General features: G+C 45.1%; 23 protein-coding genes. All 23 read left to right on the top strand.

From position 1 onward, the window contains the following. Positions 1-97 precede the first annotated feature (97 nt). The 23 genes from sctN to C5469_RS01250 all read left to right on the top strand — a co-directional run bounded on the left by sctN (position 98) and on the right by C5469_RS01250 (position 19,647). Positions 98-1,420 (top strand): type III secretion system ATPase SctN, encoded by a 1,323-nt coding sequence (sctN, locus tag C5469_RS01360; RefSeq protein ID WP_166301270.1) that lies wholly within the window; start codon positions 98-100, stop codon positions 1,418-1,420. Beyond that, entirely contained in the window at positions 1,420-1,881 is a 462-nt protein-coding gene (locus C5469_RS01355; RefSeq protein ID WP_166301267.1) for a type III secretion protein, read from the top strand. The genes sctN and C5469_RS01355 overlap by 1 nt, the downstream gene beginning before the upstream one ends. An 11-nt stretch (positions 1,882-1,892) precedes the next feature. Continuing rightward, positions 1,893-3,371, top strand: a complete 1,479-nt coding sequence (locus C5469_RS01350; protein ID WP_166301265.1) for a type III secretion system needle length determinant — start codon at positions 1,893-1,895, stop codon at positions 3,369-3,371. Further along, a complete protein-coding gene (gene sctQ, locus C5469_RS01345) occupies positions 3,368-4,297 on the top strand; it encodes a type III secretion system cytoplasmic ring protein SctQ (protein WP_166301263.1) in 930 nt (309 codons plus the stop codon). Before C5469_RS01350 ends, sctQ begins: the two co-directional genes overlap by 4 nt. Next, on the top strand, positions 4,294-4,947 hold the full coding sequence (gene sctR / locus C5469_RS01340; RefSeq protein ID WP_166301260.1) for a type III secretion system export apparatus subunit SctR: 654 nt from the start codon (positions 4,294-4,296) through the stop codon (positions 4,945-4,947). The genes sctQ and sctR overlap by 4 nt, the downstream gene beginning before the upstream one ends. 2 nt (positions 4,948-4,949) lie before the next feature. Further along, positions 4,950-5,216, top strand: coding sequence for a type III secretion system export apparatus subunit SctS (gene sctS, locus C5469_RS01335; RefSeq protein WP_166301258.1), 267 nt, complete (start codon positions 4,950-4,952; stop codon positions 5,214-5,216). Further along, positions 5,213-6,001 (top strand): type III secretion system export apparatus subunit SctT, encoded by a 789-nt coding sequence (gene sctT, locus C5469_RS01330; RefSeq protein WP_166301256.1) that lies wholly within the window; start codon positions 5,213-5,215, stop codon positions 5,999-6,001. The genes sctS and sctT overlap by 4 nt, the downstream gene beginning before the upstream one ends. Next, positions 5,998-7,053, top strand: a complete 1,056-nt coding sequence (gene sctU, locus C5469_RS01325; protein WP_166301253.1) for a type III secretion system export apparatus subunit SctU — start codon at positions 5,998-6,000, stop codon at positions 7,051-7,053. Before sctT ends, sctU begins: the two co-directional genes overlap by 4 nt. A 252-nt stretch (positions 7,054-7,305) precedes the next feature. After that, positions 7,306-9,336, top strand: a complete 2,031-nt coding sequence (locus C5469_RS01320) for a patatin-like phospholipase family protein (RefSeq protein ID WP_166301251.1) — start codon at positions 7,306-7,308, stop codon at positions 9,334-9,336. Positions 9,337-9,345: 9 nt separating this feature from the next. Beyond that, a complete protein-coding gene (locus tag C5469_RS01315) occupies positions 9,346-9,744 on the top strand; it encodes a type III secretion system chaperone family protein (protein ID WP_054477428.1) in 399 nt (132 codons plus the stop codon). A gap of 917 nt (positions 9,745-10,661) precedes the next feature. After that, positions 10,662-11,480 (top strand): helix-turn-helix transcriptional regulator, encoded by an 819-nt coding sequence (locus tag C5469_RS01310; RefSeq protein ID WP_166301249.1) that lies wholly within the window; start codon positions 10,662-10,664, stop codon positions 11,478-11,480. Positions 11,481-11,594: 114 nt separating this feature from the next. Then, positions 11,595-12,431 carry a T3SS regulon anti-activator ExsD domain-containing protein gene (locus C5469_RS01305; RefSeq protein ID WP_166301246.1) on the top strand — a complete coding sequence of 279 codons (837 nt, stop codon included), beginning with the start codon at positions 11,595-11,597 and terminating at the stop codon, positions 12,429-12,431. Between the two features lie 15 nt (positions 12,432-12,446). Next, the gene (locus tag C5469_RS01300; protein WP_166301243.1) at positions 12,447-12,869 is read left to right on the top strand and encodes a YscB family type III secretion system chaperone; all 423 of its coding nucleotides are present in this window, start codon (positions 12,447-12,449) and stop codon (positions 12,867-12,869) included. Beyond that, positions 12,857-14,704 carry a type III secretion system outer membrane ring subunit SctC gene (gene sctC / locus C5469_RS01295; protein ID WP_278249735.1) on the top strand — a complete coding sequence of 616 codons (1,848 nt, stop codon included), beginning with the start codon at positions 12,857-12,859 and terminating at the stop codon, positions 14,702-14,704. Before C5469_RS01300 ends, sctC begins: the two co-directional genes overlap by 13 nt. Beyond that, on the top strand, positions 14,701-15,972 hold the full coding sequence (gene sctD / locus C5469_RS01290; RefSeq protein ID WP_166301237.1) for a type III secretion system inner membrane ring subunit SctD: 1,272 nt from the start codon (positions 14,701-14,703) through the stop codon (positions 15,970-15,972). Before sctC ends, sctD begins: the two co-directional genes overlap by 4 nt. Further along, complete coding sequence (locus C5469_RS01285) at positions 15,972-16,190, top strand: EscE/YscE/SsaE family type III secretion system needle protein co-chaperone (protein ID WP_242689351.1); 219 nt, start codon at positions 15,972-15,974, stop codon at positions 16,188-16,190. Before sctD ends, C5469_RS01285 begins: the two co-directional genes overlap by 1 nt. After that, on the top strand, positions 16,174-16,428 hold the full coding sequence (gene sctF / locus C5469_RS01280) for a type III secretion system needle filament subunit SctF (RefSeq protein WP_166301231.1): 255 nt from the start codon (positions 16,174-16,176) through the stop codon (positions 16,426-16,428). Before C5469_RS01285 ends, sctF begins: the two co-directional genes overlap by 17 nt. A 2-nt stretch (positions 16,429-16,430) precedes the next feature. Beyond that, entirely contained in the window at positions 16,431-16,784 is a 354-nt protein-coding gene (locus tag C5469_RS01275) for a YscG family type III secretion system chaperone (protein WP_166301228.1), read from the top strand. Beyond that, entirely contained in the window at positions 16,777-17,343 is a 567-nt protein-coding gene (locus tag C5469_RS01270; RefSeq protein ID WP_166301225.1) for a YopR family T3SS polymerization control protein, read from the top strand. The genes C5469_RS01275 and C5469_RS01270 overlap by 8 nt, the downstream gene beginning before the upstream one ends. Beyond that, positions 17,343-17,681: a type III secretion system inner rod subunit SctI gene (gene sctI / locus C5469_RS01265; protein ID WP_166301222.1), complete on the top strand. Its 339-nt coding sequence runs from the start codon at positions 17,343-17,345 to the stop codon at positions 17,679-17,681. The genes C5469_RS01270 and sctI overlap by 1 nt, the downstream gene beginning before the upstream one ends. A 33-nt stretch (positions 17,682-17,714) precedes the next feature. Continuing rightward, a complete protein-coding gene (gene sctJ, locus C5469_RS01260; protein ID WP_166301676.1) occupies positions 17,715-18,425 on the top strand; it encodes a type III secretion system inner membrane ring lipoprotein SctJ in 711 nt (236 codons plus the stop codon). Then, positions 18,401-19,051 (top strand): Yop proteins translocation protein K, encoded by a 651-nt coding sequence (locus tag C5469_RS01255; RefSeq protein ID WP_339413317.1) that lies wholly within the window; start codon positions 18,401-18,403, stop codon positions 19,049-19,051. Before sctJ ends, C5469_RS01255 begins: the two co-directional genes overlap by 25 nt. Then, positions 19,030-19,647 carry an HrpE/YscL family type III secretion apparatus protein gene (locus C5469_RS01250; protein WP_166301219.1) on the top strand — a complete coding sequence of 206 codons (618 nt, stop codon included), beginning with the start codon at positions 19,030-19,032 and terminating at the stop codon, positions 19,645-19,647. The genes C5469_RS01255 and C5469_RS01250 overlap by 22 nt, the downstream gene beginning before the upstream one ends. Positions 19,648-19,692 lie beyond the last annotated feature (45 nt).

Raw genomic sequence — 19,692 nt, 5'->3', positions numbered from 1 at the left:
AACTACAACCATTTTCTAAAAACTCCCGACTCAGACTGCAATCCCTCCTCCATTCCCTACTTTATAGTGTTGGCAGCAGAGATTACATATAACGACTATGAAACTTTCTCTAGACCACATTCCCGGCCAAATGCACCATGCCATTAGGGAATGTCGACTGATTCAGATTCGCGGTAGAGTTACCCAGGTTACAGGCACCCTGCTCAAAGCCGTTATTCCTGGTGTACGGATCGGTGAACTTTGTCACCTGCGCAATCCTGATAATACATTGTCGCTCTTGGCGGAGGTTATCGGCTTCCAGCAACATCAAGCTCTGTTGACACCACTTGGTGAGATGTTTGGCATCTCTTCGAATACAGAAGTGAGTCCAACCGGTGCTATGCATCAAGTTGGGGTTGGTGATTATCTATTAGGGCAAGTCCTTGACGGATTGGGTAACCCATTTTCTGGCGGCCAATTACCGGAGCCACAAACCTGGTATACAGTTTATCGAGACGCTCCAGCACCAATGAGTCGTAAACGGATTGAACACCCGCTCTCACTTGGAATCAGAGCTATTGATGGCTTGCTAACCTGTGGTGAAGGGCAACGTATGGGGATTTTTGCCGCTGCGGGTGGTGGAAAAAGTACGCTGTTATCTACATTAATTCGTAATGCCGAAGTTGATGTTACCGTGCTGGCACTCATCGGTGAACGAGGTCGAGAAGTACGAGAATTCATCGAATCGGATCTGGGTGAAGAGGGACTAAAACGCTCAGTGCTAGTAGTAGCAACCTCAGATCGTCCAGCCATGGAGAGGGCTAAGGCAGGATTCGTAGCCACGTCAATCGCCGAATATTTCCGCGATCAGGGCAAACGAGTACTACTATTGATGGACTCCGTGACCCGTTTCGCCCGAGCTCAACGAGAAATAGGTCTGGCTGCCGGTGAACCGCCAACCCGACGAGGATACCCTCCATCAGTCTTCGCGGCCTTACCGCGGTTAATGGAACGTGCTGGTCAATCTGACAAAGGTTCAATTACAGCCCTTTATACCGTATTGGTAGAAGGAGATGACATGACAGAACCCGTGGCAGATGAAACTCGTTCTATCCTAGACGGCCACATTATTCTGTCACGCAAGTTGGCCGCGGCTAACCACTACCCGGCTATTGATGTATTACGTTCCGCTAGCAGGGTGATGAATCAGATTATCACCCCCGAACACCGAGTTCAGGCCAACCTGTTACGCCAGTGGCTAGCTAAGTATGAAGAGGTTGAACTTCTGCTCCAGATTGGAGAATACCAAAAAGGGCAAGATCCTGTTGCCGACAACGCTATTGCGCGTATTGAAGCAATACGAGGTTGGTTGCGTCAAGGTACTCATGAGCCAAGTGATCTGCCGCAAACTCTAGCGCTCTTACAACAGATAACGAAATAATGATTGATCGCTTACAACGTATAAAAGCGTTGCGCGTCAAACGCGCTGAACAACATTTGTCATTGCAACAAATAAAACTTCAAACGGCTCATCAACGCCACCAACAAGCCTTACGAAATGTGCAAGATTACTATCAGTGGCGAATAAAAGAAGAACAGCGTCTTTTTAAACTGTGTCAAGGCAAACCCATTGACCGCAAAGGGCTTGAACGCTGGCAGCAACAAGTTGCCCTGTTGCGTGAAAATGAAGCGCAACTGGAGAAGAAAGTCGCTGAAATACTCGAACAAGTGGAGCTAGAGTTCCGCCAATTACAAGAGTGCCAACGCATATTGCACCACGCACGCCGTCAACAAGAAAAATTTAATGAATTGAGTCGCCAGAAACAAGAAGCGCTCCGTATCCAAAGTGAATACCAGGAAGAGCTGGAACAAGAAGAGTTCCATCGTCAAGAAAGAGTATAAAACAGAAAAGCATGAACCCACTGACAGCTATCGGCAAAGGTGTATCCTCCCTCCCAGAGTCCTCCGTGGCGGCAGACGCAGACTTGCAACGCCGTTTCGAGCTGGCTATCACCTCTCACACACATCAGCCAATACCACCACGGTCGGAACAATCGTTAAATGACACGAAGACAAATAACAGAACAGCGAATTTGCATTCCACGGATGACTCAAATGAGGAACTTTCTTCATTCGACTCCATGCCCCTAACAACCAATGACTCGGGTATACATTCTTTCCCACAGCCACACCATAGTATCTCTCCCGTTTCACATAATAATAGAGAAGAGAGCCAGGCTAGCCCAAATCAGAGGGAAATCTTACCAACATTTGTTTCTCCCCCTGCGGAGACAATCATTGAACACAAACAGAGAAACACCATAGCTGTACAGAAAGACGCAAACGGTGAACCAGCATATTATCCAGTGACTAAAACAACGCCAAACATATTCGCCACCCAACCAGATACACAGCAAACGGCTCTCCAACCACTGCTAAACCGTGATGCACCAACCCCCTCTCAAGGAGGTGATATAAACTCTAGCTACTGGGAAGCTGAACTGGATCAGAAAGAAAATCTATCGGCATCTGTTCATCACCTCAATGAAATCGCGATTGAAATAAAACAGTCTCTGACACATAAATGGACAGGCTCTCTGGCAATACCTGATCTCCCGACGCGTCAGACAAACCAGAACACCCAACCCATTTCTGATCTAGAACCGGTCGATATCACATCTACTATTACTTCTTATCCTGACACGGCAGCTATCCCTGTACGGGAAGACCCAAACAATAAACCGACAGACTACCCGGCGACTCAGACAACACCTGATATATCCACACGACCAGACACACAACAAAGGGTAATTCCTCGCCAGCAAGCAGATCTGACTTTACCTATACCTATCTACCATCCCAATGAACTTGGTATTGCAGAAAGCAAGCTCCTCAACGAATTAGAGATGCCCCCTCTGTCGGCGTCGAAGCCAACAGAATCTGACACTCAGTCCTCTTACCCTAACGAATCAGATGGGAAAGGGCTCTTCTTGCCACAAACACAACTCCTGCCAGGAGAGCGCATACTAGCTACGATGCAAGCAGCCTCAGCCACTTCTCCCCTTTTAGCGGCGCTGATTGATAAACTGGGTATAGAGATCAGTATAGAACTAACACGACATCCACATCCGACGACATTACACCTGACACTGCCTAACCTGGGCGCTCTTGAGATCCAACTAACCAACGAGAATGGCAAACTTCAAATAGAGATTCTGGCGAATCCGACAGCCCAACAACTAATGAAGCAGGCACGCTTTGAGCTGCTTGAACGTTTACAGCTCCTTTATCCAACACAAACGATCGAACTCTCTCTTCCGTCTCAAACGGATAGCGAGCATGGTTCGCGACAACGTCGCAACATATATGAAGAATGGGAAGACGATGTATGAATAGCCTGACCTTACCCAAAGTCTCACTGGAAGAATTGACCTTGCGTCAGACCCTGAGTCGTCATCAGCAACAATTTAGCTGGGCTAATGGTCACCTCTCCCTAGATATCGTCTCTCCCCCGCAAACATTGGATAGAGTACTACTTGCCCATTGGAAAGGACATACATTCTGTTTTTATTGCCATGCAGCTGAACTGGGCCTGTGGCTTGCTCCTGATCTGCAACAAGCAGACTTATCCTCACTTCCACAAGATCTACTGCTATCACTGCTGGAATACCAGAGTAAGATGCTATCCGATCTATCATGGTCAGCACTGCGTACCACATCGGCTCCCGCTTTATCAGTCTGCTTACTATTACGCTTTGAGCGGCAAGGTGCCACATTACCGCTCTGGTTACCAGAACCCTCTCCCTTACTTGCCATATTGCCAAAACGTCAACCGGGCGAATACCTGACCATTCCATTGCGGCTTTCTCTGCAATGGGGGGCAATAAACCTGACCTTGAACGAATTTCGCACCGTGGAATCAGGGGATGTACTGCTACTGTCCCCCCAGCAGCAACCGGATACTCCTCTGTTAGGATACCTAGAAAGACGCCCCTGGGCCTACTTTAAATATCATGAATATAGACTGGAGTTAATCACTATGCACACACCCTCTCCTGACAGTCCCAGTAACACTTCGTCAGTAACGGACTTAGACAGCTTAGAGGTTCATGTCAGTTTCGAAGTAGGTCGGCAGGTTATTGATTTACATACACTTACCAGTCTACAACCCGGTTCATTGCTCGATCTTGGTGTCCCGCCAGATGGCGAAGTACGTATTCTCGTCAACCAAAAATGTCTCGGCTCAGGGAGGCTAGTGGATATTCAGGGGCGTCTGGGAATAAGAGTTGAGCGCCTTGCCATGGAGAAAGAATCATGATCCAGCTACCGGACGAGCTAGATCTCATCATCGGACTTGCACTACTATCACTGCTCCCTTTTATTGCCGTGATGGCTACCTCTTTTCTCAAACTGACTGTGGTATTTTCCTTATTACGTAATGCCCTGGGAGTACAACAAATCCCACCCAACATGGCTATGTATGGGCTGGCAATTATCCTCACTATCTATGTGATGGCTCCTGTGGGTTTTGCTACTCAGGATTACCTGCGCCAGAACGAAGTTTCATTTAGCAACGCGCAATCAGTAGAAAAATTCCTGGAAGAAGGCATGGCGCCTTATCGGAACTTTCTCAAACAACATATTAAACCCAGTGAACGAGCTTTTTTTATCGATAGCACCCGACAAATTTGGCCAAACCAATACGCAGACCGACTGGAACCAGACAGCCTGCTAATCTTGCTACCATCCTTTACCGTCAGTGAGTTAACCCGAGCATTTGAAATTGGGTTTCTTCTTTATTTGCCATTTATTGCGATCGATCTCATTATTTCTAACATTCTGCTCGCAATGGGGATGATGATGGTCTCTCCCATGACCATTTCTCTTCCTTTCAAGTTACTACTATTTGTCCTGCTTGATGGCTGGACACGCCTGACACACGGCCTTGTCATCAGTTATGGAAGTTAAATATGAGTAACGCTGATATTCTACATTTCACCAGCCAATCTCTCTGGTTAGTGTTAATCCTTTCCCTGCCACCTGTACTGATGGCTGCCGCAGTGGGAACACTGGTTTCTCTGATCCAAGCACTCACCCAGATACAAGAACAAACGCTGGGTTTTGTCATCAAATTAATTGCGGTCATCATCACTCTGTTTGCCACTGCTACCTGGCTTGGCAATGAACTCTACAGTTTCGCCAATATGGCCTTTTCCAAGGTGCCACTGATCAAATGACGCTACAAGAGTTCCAGCAACACATACTTGCTTATACTCTGCTGTTACCCCGCATTATGAGCTGTTTTGTGATATTCCCTGTCATCAGCAAACAAATGTTGGGAGGAGGAATGATTCGCAACGGTGTAGCTTGCTCACTGGCCCTTTATGTTTACCCAACGATAGCAGGTAGCTCTCTGCCCACTTTTGGCAGCCTGGAATTGATGCTGCTGCTTGGCAAAGAAGTCCTGCTTGGCTTACTAATCGGCTTTATCGCTTCTATCCCATTTTGGGCCATGGAAGCCACAGGTTTTATTGTAGATAACCAGCGGGGAGCAACAATGGCTTCAGTACTTAATCCTTCCCTAGGAAGTCAAACCTCACCCACCGGTCTGTTATTAACTCAAACCCTAATCACACTTTTTTTCTCCGGTGGTGCTTTTCTTAGTCTTCTTGGTGCCCTATTTCAGAGCTATAACAGTTGGTCGGTAACTCAATTCTTCCCCCAAATCACCAACCAGTGGATCAGTTTTTTCTATGGTCAGTTCAGTTATCTGCTACAACTCTGTGCCTTGATGGCTGCCCCCCTGTTAATTGCCATGTTTCTGGCAGAATTTGGATTAGCACTGATTAGCCGCTTTGCTCCCTCTCTCAACGTCTTCGTATTAGCAATGCCGATCAAGAGCGCAATTGCCAGCCTGTTACTGGTTATCTATATCCGGTTACTGATGCACCATGCCTATGATAAGGTGTTGTTAATATTCTCACCTCTACACATGTTAACCCCTATCCTGGAGGCCCCATGAGTGGAGAAAAGACTGAAAAACCTACCCCCAAGAAACTCAGAGATGCCCGTAAGAAGGGCCAGGTAACTAAGAGTACTGAAATAGTCTCTACCTCCTTAATCCTGGGGCTGGTCGGTATGATAATGGTTATGTCTGATTACTATTTGGAACATCTGAGTAAACTGATGTTGATCCCAGCTAACCTACTGGAGAAACCTTTCCCCCAAGCCTTCAATCATGTCGTTGAAAACCTGATGCAGGAACTGGTCTACCTCTGCCTGCCAATTTTGAGCGTTTCCGTTTCATTATCGCTGGTATCACACTTCGCTCAATACGGTTTCCTGCTGAGTGGGAATTCAATCAAACCTGATATTAAAAAAATCAACCCTGTCGAAGGTGCCAAGAGAATTTTTTCTATCAAGAGCCTGGTAGAATTCGTCAAATCAATACTCAAAGTTGGCCTACTCTGTACCCTAATCTGGGTTACTTTGGAAGGTAATCTACAGGGGCTACTAAACCTACCGGAATGCGGGTCAAGATGTATTATTCCTGTACTTGGTATGATGTTAACCCAGCTAATGACTGTATGCGGTATCGGGTTTGTTATCATTTCTATTGCCGATTATGCCTTCGAACATTACCAACATATTAAACAACTCAGAATGAGCAAAGACGAGATTAAACGGGAATATAAAGAAAGTGAAGGCAGCCCAGAGATCAAAAGTAAACGGCGCCAGTTTCACCAGGAATTACAATCAGGCAATATGCGCGCCAGCGTCAAGAATTCATCAGTGATAATTGCTAACCCAACTCACCTTGCCATCGGTATCCGTTATAAAAAAGGAGAAACACCTTTACCTCTCATCACGCTCAAGTTTACCGATGCCCAGGCCCTACAGGTCCGGCGTATTGCCGAGGAAGAAGGTATCCCCGTATTACAGCGAATCCCTCTCGCACGGACACTTTATCAAGATAGTCTCATCGACCACTATATTCCAGCTGATCTTATCCAAGCCACCGCCGAAGTTCTACGCTGGTTAGATCAATGGCAGGATCGCTCTCCTGAATTATAACCTTCTCCATATATTATTAGACTTTTGATAATGCAAAACCGTCCATACCGATAACGCCACAGGTAAATGTTCACTATGTTTCGATCATCGTCGGCAACTCTATTTATTTAAGGTTTGTTCAATTTATAGCTTGTTAAACCACTTTTCTTTTAAGCGACGAAGCAACTTGATAAAAACTCGACTAATTACGTAAAACGATTTGCGTGTCTTGCATTAGTATCTCTCTAAAATTCTTTTGGAGAGTATCTAAAGATGCAAATTCAGATTAATCCTTTAAAAATATCTTCTCCTACTCATGAAGCAACAAAAAATTATACGTCTCCAACAAACGTTACCAAAAACCCCGTAGTTCAAAGTCTCACCAATGCTTTGAAAAGTGCAGCGGCAACTTTACGTCTCCCAACCGAGACGACCGTTCGTAACCTAATCCAGTCTCCAGCCGCACGGGGCAACGCCACTGTTATGGCAGAAGATGCTGGAAAACGAAACATTACGTTAAAACAATTTGAAAATGGTAGTGTCAGCCTGGAGTTGAATCGCCCGCCATTAACTAGCCTGGTACTCAGTGGAGGAGGAGCTAAAGGCGCCGCCTATCCCGGAGCTATCAAAGCCTTAGAAGAGCAGGGAATGTTAAAAGGCATCCGTACCATGTCAGGTTCTTCTGCGGGCGGGATTACTGCCGCACTATTGGCATCTGGTATGAATGCAGCAGGCTTTAAAAAACTCTCTGATGAAATGGACCTAATTTCCTTGTTAGATAAACCCAACAGCAAGGCACAATCAAACTCGCCCCCTATCACCCGCTCCGGTAAACAGTTTGCGGGTCCTTTTGGCGCACTAGGAAAGCTGGTTGACCTGCTTTATAAGCTGCTTCCACGTATACAGTCCAAAGCTGTACCACTGGAAAAAGTTATCCGCCAGGAATCCGCTAAATCAATGCTAAAGCAGATAGCAGCCCACCCAGAACTTTCCAATAAACCTGACATTACGTCCATCCGTGATCGGCTCAGCAACGGGGGAGGAGTGACATTTAAGGATTTGGATATTCTAAGTAAACACATTCCCGAGATAAAAGCACTGAATATTACCGGAACCGCAATGTTTGATGGTAAGCCACAAATGGTCGTTTTCAGCTCAACACTCACCCCTTACATGGAAATTGCCCGTGCTGCCCATATTTCAGGCTCTTTCCCCATCGTATTTTCTAAACCTGAAGAACACAGCCAACCTTTCCAGTCAGAACAAGAAATTACCCAATTCCAGGACGGGGGAGTGATGCTAAACGTACCGGTCCCTGAGATGATTAATCCACATCATCAACACTCCCCCATTCGGCAAAATGACAACCTGATCTTGGAATTTGAAGGAGAGAAGGTAAAGGTACCAGCCAAAGGTAATCTTAGTTCGACAATAGTAGATTGGATCGTAGGTGCCCCTGTCACGGCCAGAAGCGCATTACAAGTCAACGGGCTGAAAACATACAAAGAACAAATAGTCACAGTCCCGCTAAAAACAGAGATGGGTGATTTCAGCGATACGCTCAACGGTACATTGAATTTCACCATGAGCGGGGAAATAAAAAACCAACTACAAGAAAAGTTGGACTCCGCCGTCACAGAACACTTGCAGAATCGGGAAAAACAAACAGAACAGCACCGTTTTGATAACCTGGAACAAGCATTACTCTCTCTAGATGATGAAATGTTCTCAGCTGTTGCGACACAATCCAAAGAAGCAACCTCAGACATTGCGCAATTCCGTGCTGAAGCCCGGGAATTCCTGTCTGAATTAGCGGCGGTGATTATCAGTGAAGAGAACGATCATCAGTTAACCATAACCCCATTCATGCAATCTACATTGCAGAAACTGGATGCCTTAGCGACGACATCTGAGCGTAAAGCATGGATTGCTGGCGAATTGAATCAGAGCGATAACCCAATATTCCAACGATTACTCAGTGCCAGTGCAGGGAAAAAAACTGACTCCCCTGTATTAGGACAAGCACTGACAGAAGCAAGACGCAGAGATGTCGCTAATATTGCGTTGAATATTACACGTGAAGTAGTTTATCCATCATTATTCCGAATGGGACAACCTGCCTCTAACATCGCACTATTACGTAAAGTCGAACATAGCCTTGCCAGAGCAACAACCGCCGAGCAAGTCAATCAGGCTCTCACAGAACTGGCGGATAACTATGGAGCAAGAATGAAACCTTGGAAAAAACCGTTCTCTTCAACAACGGTAGAACTGGCTAAAGCCTGGATGATCAAAACGGCATAGGAATAATATATGTTACAAGAATGGTTAAAAAAATATCAACTAGAGTTGCCTGTAGCGGGAGAGACGCTGTGTATCAAAAACAAACAAGCTCCCGATGTCCTGCTAGAAAGGTTTGATGAGAATTATTTGCTAGCAGTTAAATTAGGTGATTATCCAGGTAAAGTTCTGCAAGGCGTTATGCTGCAATTATTACAAGTGAACAATCCTTTTTCAACTTTATACCCTGTACGGCTCACTGCTGATGTTGCTGGGGATTTGCTACTATGGCTGCCCCTTTCCACAGAAGCAACAGAAGACGAATGTGATTCTGCTTATCATAAATTACTTGATGGTCACCAAGCCCTAAGTCCTATATTAAATCCACCTGACGACGACATTACTAAACCGACGGAGATGATGTTTGTTTAATTCAGATAAACATCACCACCGTGAATACAGTAAACATAATATAATATGAATTGAGCATTGGCGTTAAAGTATTTCCCAATGCTCAATGCAAACAAAAATGACTCAGGCTATCGTTACCAAATTGCATAATTACAATAAGTTTAAGATAAAACAATAAATTTAAGAAAAATTACCAATGATGGCGTAGTATTCTTTAAACGATATTAAAATAAACAATTCAATGCGCTTGGGTTGATTTCTTCTTTTTATCTATTAATCAAATCGTTCAAACCAAATTTGAATTTCTTATCAAATGATCTATTATTATGCGAGGACTATTTGAGCTATCAGGTTTCATTTTATACTGATTTTGTATCTTTTAATCAATAATATTCAGCTAATCATTACAATAATTGACATATTCTGAATTATTTATACATCACTTGAAATAAAAAGGAGAAAATTTAAGTCTGGATAAAAACTCAGTTTATGACTAACTGCCTATCCATTAGGTTATCTTATTTATTTGCTGCGTTGTTTTAATGTAATAACAATGCGAATCTGAGCAGTGTTTACTACTCATACATAAGAATGTCATTCACAAAAACGGTATGCAACAATTCACACTTACTGAGATAGACGCTAAGAATACTAAATCTATAGGTACTTGTTATTATGAATAAAAATTTATCACTTTTCATCTATCGTTTATAAAACGTAAAAATAATACTATTATTTAGGTAGGGATAGTAGGCCCACCAAAAGAAAAACCATTTTAATCAAAAGGCATTACAATTCACTATCCAATTTAAGTACGAAAAATTATTCTTCCTGTCTATTACAGGTAGTAAAATTAAAGAAAACATATAGTTAATATCAATAAAAATAACGTGATTTATATTTTTTTAAGACAACACCAATAGACCCAGGACAATAAAATGAACGGCATCATAACATCAGGGAAAGGAATGGATATCACTCTATTCCAGAGTAGCATGCCTGCCTTCAACGTTATAGAACATCATCAGGAAGGGATATATATCCTGCTCGAAGGTGAAATGACATGGCAGGACAGTACCCATACCTACGATATCTCCCGCAACGAGCTGCTTTTTGTTCGTCGTGGCAGTTATCCAGCAAAAACTCGCAGTGACACCTGTAAGGTACTCTGGTTGCCCCTGAGTACAACTTTTCTTCACGGTTTTCTGCAACGTTTTGGTACTCTACTTAGTGAAGTCGAACGACACAATGTGCCAACACCCGAATTAATTGCATTTATCTCATCCCCTCTATTGTCTCAAAGTATTCACGGATTAGTTGATCTATTGGCTCATGATTATCCTCCCGCCTTGGGTCAACTAAGAGCAGAAGAATTGCTATTGCTGTTGGCATTTGGGGAGCAAGGTAATTTGCTCATGTCAGTGTTACGACAACTAAGCAATCGCCAGGTAGAACGTTTGCAAAGTTTTATGGAAAATCACTACCTCAAAGAGTGGAAACTTAGCGAATTTGCTAAAGAATTCGGCATGGGATTAACCACTTTCAAAGAGCTGTTTCGTTCTGTATACGGAATATCACCACGAGCCTGGATCAGTGAGCGCCGTATTCTTTATGCTCATCAGCTACTCCTCAATAGCGAAATGAGTATTGTTGATATCTCTATGGAAGCTGGATTCTCCAGTCAATCCTACTTTACCCAAAGCTACCGACGGCGCTTTGATTGTACTCCCAGCCGGGCCAGGTATGGTAAAGAGTAACGATTGGCTAAAATAATCTGACGTTTTTTACAAGTTAACCATTGGCCTGACAGATAAAATAAGGCCATTCCTAATTTAATCGACAAGAGTGACTAGCAGCAAGATGAGCATAGCATGAGCCAGCAAGACCATAATCAGACTCGAACCAGCATGTTTCTTGGCCGCAAAATCTCTGTCATGCAGTCTGGGATTCCGCGCCGGGATCAATTACTCGGAAAATCACAGGCAGCCCAATGTCAAAATGTTGACATTATCAATAACCAGCAATCTGTTTTGTTACAACGTCTTTTACCAAGACACCGTCTGGAAAGCTTGATGAAATCAGTCTGGTTTCGCAGAAGATTAAATTGCGGGCAAGTTTTGAGGCGTGATGAACTACAACAACTCATCAGAGCAGCGGCACAACCAGAATGTGACTGGAATAAAGTACTGGGTGACCACATTAACCTAGCCGACAAATGTCTCTTGCAGCACTGGGTACTACAGCCACTATTTAACTGGTGGCTCTGCCTGTTAGAACCAGAGATTGAACTCTGGTTCACCGAACTTGAGCAGTTACAGATTCAAGAACGGCAATTACGTGCTAAAGCACATTTTTGGCAGCAAGCTGAAAACGTACCATCACAATATCGGGAACGACATCAGCAAGAGGTTATATCCTTGCAAACAGAGCTCAACCAGCGCAAGCAACAGTTAGAAAAACAGCTGGTTACAATTGAAACCCATGCCCACGAAGCGTGGCCAAACTGGTTTACTGGGCTAGATGCACTCCAGACCGACGGCAACCTGATGGCTTTTATGCCAGTACCCAAAGCGCTGTCATCGTGCTGGGCTTGGTTAGCTGCCGTAGAATGTGACTCCGAGGCGACCAACCATTTGCAGCAATGGCTTTGTGCCCGGGCTTTATGTTTACCACGGGACAATTTTTACTGGCAATCGACGATAGCCTAATTATTCAGAGGAAACATGCAAACTCTACTCAATCATTTGGCCAATCACTTGGGCCATAAGCCTTTTGTTTCCGACAGACAAGGACACTACCATCTGCACATTGATAACTACAACCTGTTCCTTCGCCAACAGGGAACCGAACTTGTGTTATCCAGTCCGCTAAACTGGCGTCATAACCTAAAAGATCCGACAAGCGCTGAATTACTAAAAATATTACTGCAACAAGTCACTCACTGGGGACGCTATGCTCCTCAAGCACTCGTCTTGGATGAATCAGAGAATCTTATTCTGGAAGCACGTCTTGATCCTGACAATCTAAATGTTCAAATACTGGAACAGATGATAGCCATGCATATCGACCTACTGGAACAGGTAATGACTTTATTACCAGAAACCCAATCTGCACCGCCATGGAAACAGGTAATATGGCAACCATGAAACAGTTCCAACGGCTGTGCCGTTCCTTACTGTTGTCGTTGAGTATCAGCGGAATGACGCTCCCCTCTGCATTTAGCCAGGATCTAGACTGGTTACCCACACCTTATAACTATCTGGCTAAAGGAGAAAATCTACGGGATGTGCTGGTTAATTTTGGTGCTAACTATGAAGCATCAGTGATTGTCAGTGATAAAGTGACTGATCAGGTTAGCGGTCATTTTGAGCAAGATAGTCCTCAAGAATTCCTGCAACATTTATCTTCTCTCTATAACCTAGTCTGGTACTACGATGGAAGTGTGCTTTATATATTCAAAAATAGCGAAATACAATCGCGTCTCTTTAAGCTTGAGCAGACCAATGCAGCAGAGTTAAAGCAGGTCTTAAAACGTGCTGGCATCTGGGAATCACGCTTTGGTTGGCGCCCTGACTCGACCAACCAACTAGTTTACGTATCTGGCCCTCCCCGCTATCTTGAACTGGTCGATCAGACAGCCTCTGCATTGGAACAACAGTCACTACTACGTAGCGAAAAAACTGGCGCATTAACAATAGAAATTTTCCCACTTAAATATGCTTCAGTCGTCGATCGCAAGATCCAGTATCGTGATACCAATATTGAAGCTCCAGGTATAGCCACCATCCTCTCCCGCCTGCTTAGTGATGCCAATGTCACTACTGTCACTGGTGAAACATCATCTATGGGAGGAAACCATTCAAGCCGTGCTGTCATACAAGCAGAACCTGCTTTAAATGCAATCATTGTACGAGACAATCCTGAAAGGATGTCCATGTATGCACATTTGATCAACGCACTGGATAAGCCATCGGCGCGTATTGAAGTTGCCCTCTCCATCGTTGACATCAATGCTGACAATCTTTCAGAGTTGGGTGTTGACTGGCAGGTAGGTATTAATACCGGACCACGCCATATAATTGATATCACAACCTCAGCCAAGGAAAAGGAGAAGAATACAGGAAAAGGCGAAAACATCGGTTCAACTGCATTGGGTAGCTTAGTCGACCGCCGTGGCTTGGATTATCTACTGGCCAAAATAACCTTGTTAGAAAGCAAAGGCAGTGCTCAGGTAGTTTCCCGTCCGACACTTCTCACTCAGGAGAACACCCAAGCAGTCATTGACCACAATGAAACCTATTACGTAAAAGTTGAAGGTGAGCGGGTGGCTGAACTTAAAAGTCTTACCTATGGCACCATGCTACGCATGACGCCCAGAGTCGTCAAAATAGGAGATGCCCCTGAAATCAGTTTAAATCTACACATTGAAGATGGTAACCAGAAACCCAATAGTTCAGGCTTAGGTGGCATTCCTACAATTAACCGAACCATTGTCGATACAGTTGCCCGGGTTGGGCATGGTCAAAGTCTGCTAATCGGCGGCATCTACCGTGATGAAATGAGTGAAACTGTACGCAAAGTGCCATTCTTAGGCGACATCCCCTACCTGGGTGTCTTGTTCCGTACTACCACTGAACAGGTCAGGCGATCAGTACGACTGTTCATTATTGAACCACGACTAATTGATAGTGGAATAGCTAATTATCTGGCTTTGGGTAACGGTCAGGATCTACGTACCGGATTACTAGCGACACAAGATATCTCTAATCAGAGCATTTCTCTAAGCAAAGCACTAAGTAGTGCACAATGCCAGCCATTATCCCCTGCCCGTCAAGTACAAGAAACGTTACGGCAAGCGGGTAGAAGCTCATTTCTGACCTCATGCCGAATGGGCAAAGTTTATGGATGGAGAATCATCGAACAACAATGTTCACTTAAGGATAATTGGTGCGTTCGTGCACAAAATAAGGCGAGCAGATGAGTTGGAAAATTCGCTTTTACCGCGGACTAAATAAAAGTATTGAGGTCAATTTAGCTGAAGGACGTTTAACCATCGGCTCCGACCCTCTACAAGCAGACATCGTCCTGGTAGATGAGGATGTTGCCCCTGTGCACCTCATCTTAGAAGTAGAACCAGACTCAATCCGTCTGTTGGAATGGGCTGGTGAAACAGCACCAAATCAGAACGGCGAACCGTTGTCGCCAGGTGCCTTATTGCAAGCGCTGGCCCGTCAGGAAGCAGGTCCATTGCTGTGGGCCTTCTGTGACCAACAACATACCTTCCCAAACCAACTTGCCGAACCAGTGATAACACCACACCAGCACCCCGCCAGGCAAAATCGCAACCGAGTCGCAGGCTGGATGCTGATATTCTGTCTGGTACTGGCACTCGGTTTTCTGGTTTTACTTGGACATGAAGGATGGCAAAGAAGCAACACGTCCAATGGTATCGCCGAGCAAGAACTACGCCATTTTCTTAATGACGACTCAGCCTATCGTCAAGTTAGTGTACAAATGACACCTAATAACGGGCCTCTACTGATAAAGGGTTATGTGGACCGCAACCACCATCGGCTGGTACTGCAACAATATCTTGATACTCATCCTCTTAATTACCGCCTGGAGTTACGTACTATGGAAGAATTACTTCAGGGAGTAGATTTCATCTTACAGAAATTAGGTTATACCCAAATCCAAAGCAGCAATGGCAAACAACCTGGTTGGATTCGCCTTACCGGAGAATTAACTGATGCTGACCAGAACTGGAATAACATCGAATCACTACTTAAACGTGACGTTCCTGGATTGCTTGGCATAGAAAACCAGACGATGCTAACCGGTGGTCATCTCAAGAAACTAGATCTGCTATTGGCTAAACATGATTTACCCAACACACTGACCTATCAAGATAAAAGTGATCGTATCGAGTTCACAGGTCAACTGGATGAGCACCAAACTCACAGTTTCTACCGCTTACAGCAAGTATTTCAACAAGAGTTCGGTAACCGGCCAGCTCTGGTATTACTGAATAACAACCGGCTCTCCCGCCATGATGAACTGAACTTCGACGTCCGAGCGGTTTCCTTGGGACGCGTACCCTATGTGGTACTAAAAAATAACCTGCGTTACCCGGTTGGAGCAACAACAGAAAATGGTTTAAGGATCGAAGCAATCCGCAACGATGCCATTGTCATTATCAAAGGGGAACAGCAATTTATCATCAAACTTAACAGGAGCCCCGCTTTATGATGACATCCCTGGAGGCCCGACTGTTCGGTGCCGATCCCGATTATGTCAACGAAATACAACACCTCCTCTCTCAGGCGCTAAACGATATCAAACAACGCTTGAGACGTGGAGGTTCGGTACAAGAATACCAACAGTGGCAGTTGGAAGCTGATGCCATCCAAGCTGCAATGACAATACTTAACACAACAGAAGGGGGCCATCATGGCTCAAATTTTTGAACACACAGGCACAGTCAATACACTCGATCAGGTTGCTGAAAAGCTTAATACCCAAGCCAACACAGCTAACACCGACGTTAGTAACGCAATCACCGCTCTTAATAGCGGCCCTGATAACCCCGCGTTGCTGGCTGAATTACAACACAAGATTAACAAGTGGTCGGTAATCTACAACATTAATTCTACTGTCACCCGGTCCATGAAAGACCTGATGCAGGGTATATTACAGAAGATCTAATCATGACACGTTCACTCAAAGGGTTACTGGCAGATATTGCTCTGGTTGGAAGCGGCCATCACTGCCATAACGAAGCCAACATTATTGCCGATTGGCTGATGTCAAGCGATGAAGGACAAGAAGCAGCAAGCCTGATTCGGCTCTCTTCTTTGACGAACCAAGGTAAATATCAACAGGCTCTGGATTTTGGCCGGGACCTTCCCTGGCCTAGCCTTGAACCTTGGTTAGCTTTGTGTGAGTGGCGTCTGGGGCTGGCATCAGCTCTGGAACAAAGGCTGACGCGAATGGCGGGCAGTGACGATCCACAATTGCTCTCCTTTGTTGACGGCATGCGGGAACAACTGACTCATGAATAGGATTGAAGGGTCATCCTATAACACCGTGGCGCAACCAACGACACAGACTCCGGTCAGTTCTGGGCACCAGCATAGCTTCGAGCAAGCACTGGAAATCCTGCCCGATCAGCAAATGCTGAAAGAGCGGCAGCAACGCTGGATACAGGGCGAACCGCTGGAAACTGTCTTAGGCGACTTCGATTCAACGACACAGCGTAAAACTATCTGGCAGTGGTATCAGACCTTATCGCCTGAAAGCCAACCTTCGCAACGTGCCCAGTTAGAGGCCAAACTTACTACCCCTGTCCAAGAACGCTTGTGGTCACAGTTTGGTGGCTTGGCATTGCCCGTCAACCCATCCCTGGATATACCAGAACTCAGAGCAATTGTTCGTGAATTCGCGCCTACAGGCCGACAACAGGAAACCGTACTTCTCAAGGTACTGGGTAAGATTGAACCGTTAGCAGGTAATGAGTACCTGAGTGACCTAATCCAACGTGAGTTGAAAACACTGATCCCCCGTAACGGTATGATGGATAACCTACTACGAAACTCACACAAACTCGATTTGGAGGAATAATGGACCTACCACAAATAAGTGAGACACTGATAACCAACCTGGATGAACTCAACACACCTCAGGCCAGTGCCGAAAATATTGCACGTTTTGAACATGCTATGTCCAATCAAGATCAGGGAATTGAAAACAACCTGATCAGTGAATTGGGTCAGCTCAAACAACAGCTTACTCAAGCTAAACAAGAACTGGAAACACAGCTAGCTATCCCTGGCAGTGATCCCAATAGCCTGATGCAAATGCAGTGGTCTCTGATGCGCATCACCCTGCAAGAAGAGTTGATTGCCAAAACGGTAGGACGACTCAATCAAAACGTTGAAACTCTAATGAAAGCCCAGTGAGGAGTTGTGAAGAAACCCTATATAATCTGCGTTATGCTCGCTGTCCTGATGCTAACTGGCTGTAAAATCGAACTCTACACGGGAGTCAGCCAAAAAGAAGGCAACGAAATGTTAGCCTTGCTCAGGGAAGCGGGCATTTCCTCTGATAAGCAGCCAGATAAAGATGGCAATATCAAATTGTTAGTTGAAGAATCTGATGTCGCACAAGCTGTTGAGGTACTCAAGAGTAAAGGGTATCCACGAGAAAACTTCTCTTCGCTACAAGATGTCTTCCCCAAAGATGGCCTTATCTCCTCCCCGGTAGAAGAACGCGCTCGGCTCAACTTCGCCAAAGCACAGGAAATTGCCCGAACACTTTCTGAGATCGATGGAGTACTCGTGGCACGAGTACACGTAGTCTTACCGGAGGAGCAAGATAGATTGGGTAAAAAACTATCACCTGCCTCTTCTTCCGTGTTCATCAAACACGCTGCTGACGTTCAACTGGACACTTACATCCCCCAGATAAAGCAATTAGTCAATAACAGCATTGAAGGGCTGAGTTATGATCGTATCAGCGTCGTATTAGTTCCTGCGGCTGGCGTGCGTCAAGTACCATTAGCACCAAGGTACACGACTTTATTCTCTATCCAGGTCACTGAAGAATCACAGGGTCGCCTGGTCGGGCTTTTGATTTTATTATTAGCTTTGCTATTTATCAGTAACTTGGCTCAGTTCCTGTGGCACCGAAGCAAGGTGCAATGATGGCGACAGGATTAACTCCTTACCAGTTCCGATTCTGCCCTGCCAGCTATATTCATTCTGACCATCTGCCACCAGAATGGCTTTCAGTCTTGTCCTCCCTTCCTGAATGGCGTAGCTCTCCTAGGATCAATAGGCTGTTGTTGACTCAATTTGATCTGAATGTGGACTATGAATTGCCGACCCGGTTGGGAAATATCGCCCTATTAAAGCAATCCTATCTAGAGCAGATTCTTACCTGGCTGGGAGCCTTACTTCATGGACAAGCTATTCGCCATTGCCTGCTGGCGACAGAACTTCGCCACTTGCATGACTCACTCGGGAGAGAGGGGCATCGTTTTTGCTTAAAGTACCTCGATATCATCATCGGCAACTGGCCGCCCAGTTGGCAACGTCCATTGCCGCCTACAATTACTGCGAACTATTTTCGTACCAGCGCGCTACAGTTCTGGCTAATGGCGATAAGTCCCCTTCCTGCTGATTTCGTTAAATGTCTGAACCTGCGGCTTCCTCTCCATGAAAACCTCCCAGACTGGCCGGTCAATCAGACAGAACGACCATTGGCACAAGCATTGTGTCTCAAATTAGCTAAACAAGTGAATATAGAATGTTACCTTTTATTAAAATAACAAAAGAACACCTTCAACTATCTCCTGAACTTCTGATACTACGTAAAGCAGACTATCAGACCTGTCTCAGTGCCGAATCATTGCTTGATGCCGCCCGTGCCCAAGCGAGAGAAATTGAACGAGAGGCTCAAACAGTTTATGAGCAACAAAAAGAGCTAGGTTGGCAGGCAGGAATTGATGCCGCTCGTGCAGAACAAGCTAGCCTGATTCATCAAACTCAATTGCAATGCCAGCAATATTACCAGCAAGTCGAGCAACAAATGACCAATGTGGTATTACAGGCTGTACGAAAGATCCTGAAGAATTACGATCAAATTTCCCTTACCTTACAGGTGGTTCGAGAAGCGCTTTCATTAGTCAGCAACCAAAAACAGGTCATCCTACGTGTTAATCCTGAACAGGCCGCAACAGTGCGCGAACAGATATCTAGAGTACATAAAGACTTTCCTGAAATCGGCTACTTAGAAGTGACTGCTGATGATCGCCTCGATCAGGGCGGTTGCATTCTGGAAACAGAAGTCGGGATCATTGATGCCAGCTTAGATAGCCAACTCGACGCACTCATGTCCGCGATTAATAGCAAATGGAAAAGTTAACAATTCCATCTTACTGATGGATTGCGAAATGGCTACTTTCAACCT

This window comes from Photorhabdus cinerea (genome assembly GCF_011189575.1).
Lineage (GTDB): Bacteria > Pseudomonadota > Gammaproteobacteria > Enterobacterales > Enterobacteriaceae > Photorhabdus > Photorhabdus cinerea.
This window is presented reverse-complemented; position numbering and strand designations above follow the sequence as displayed.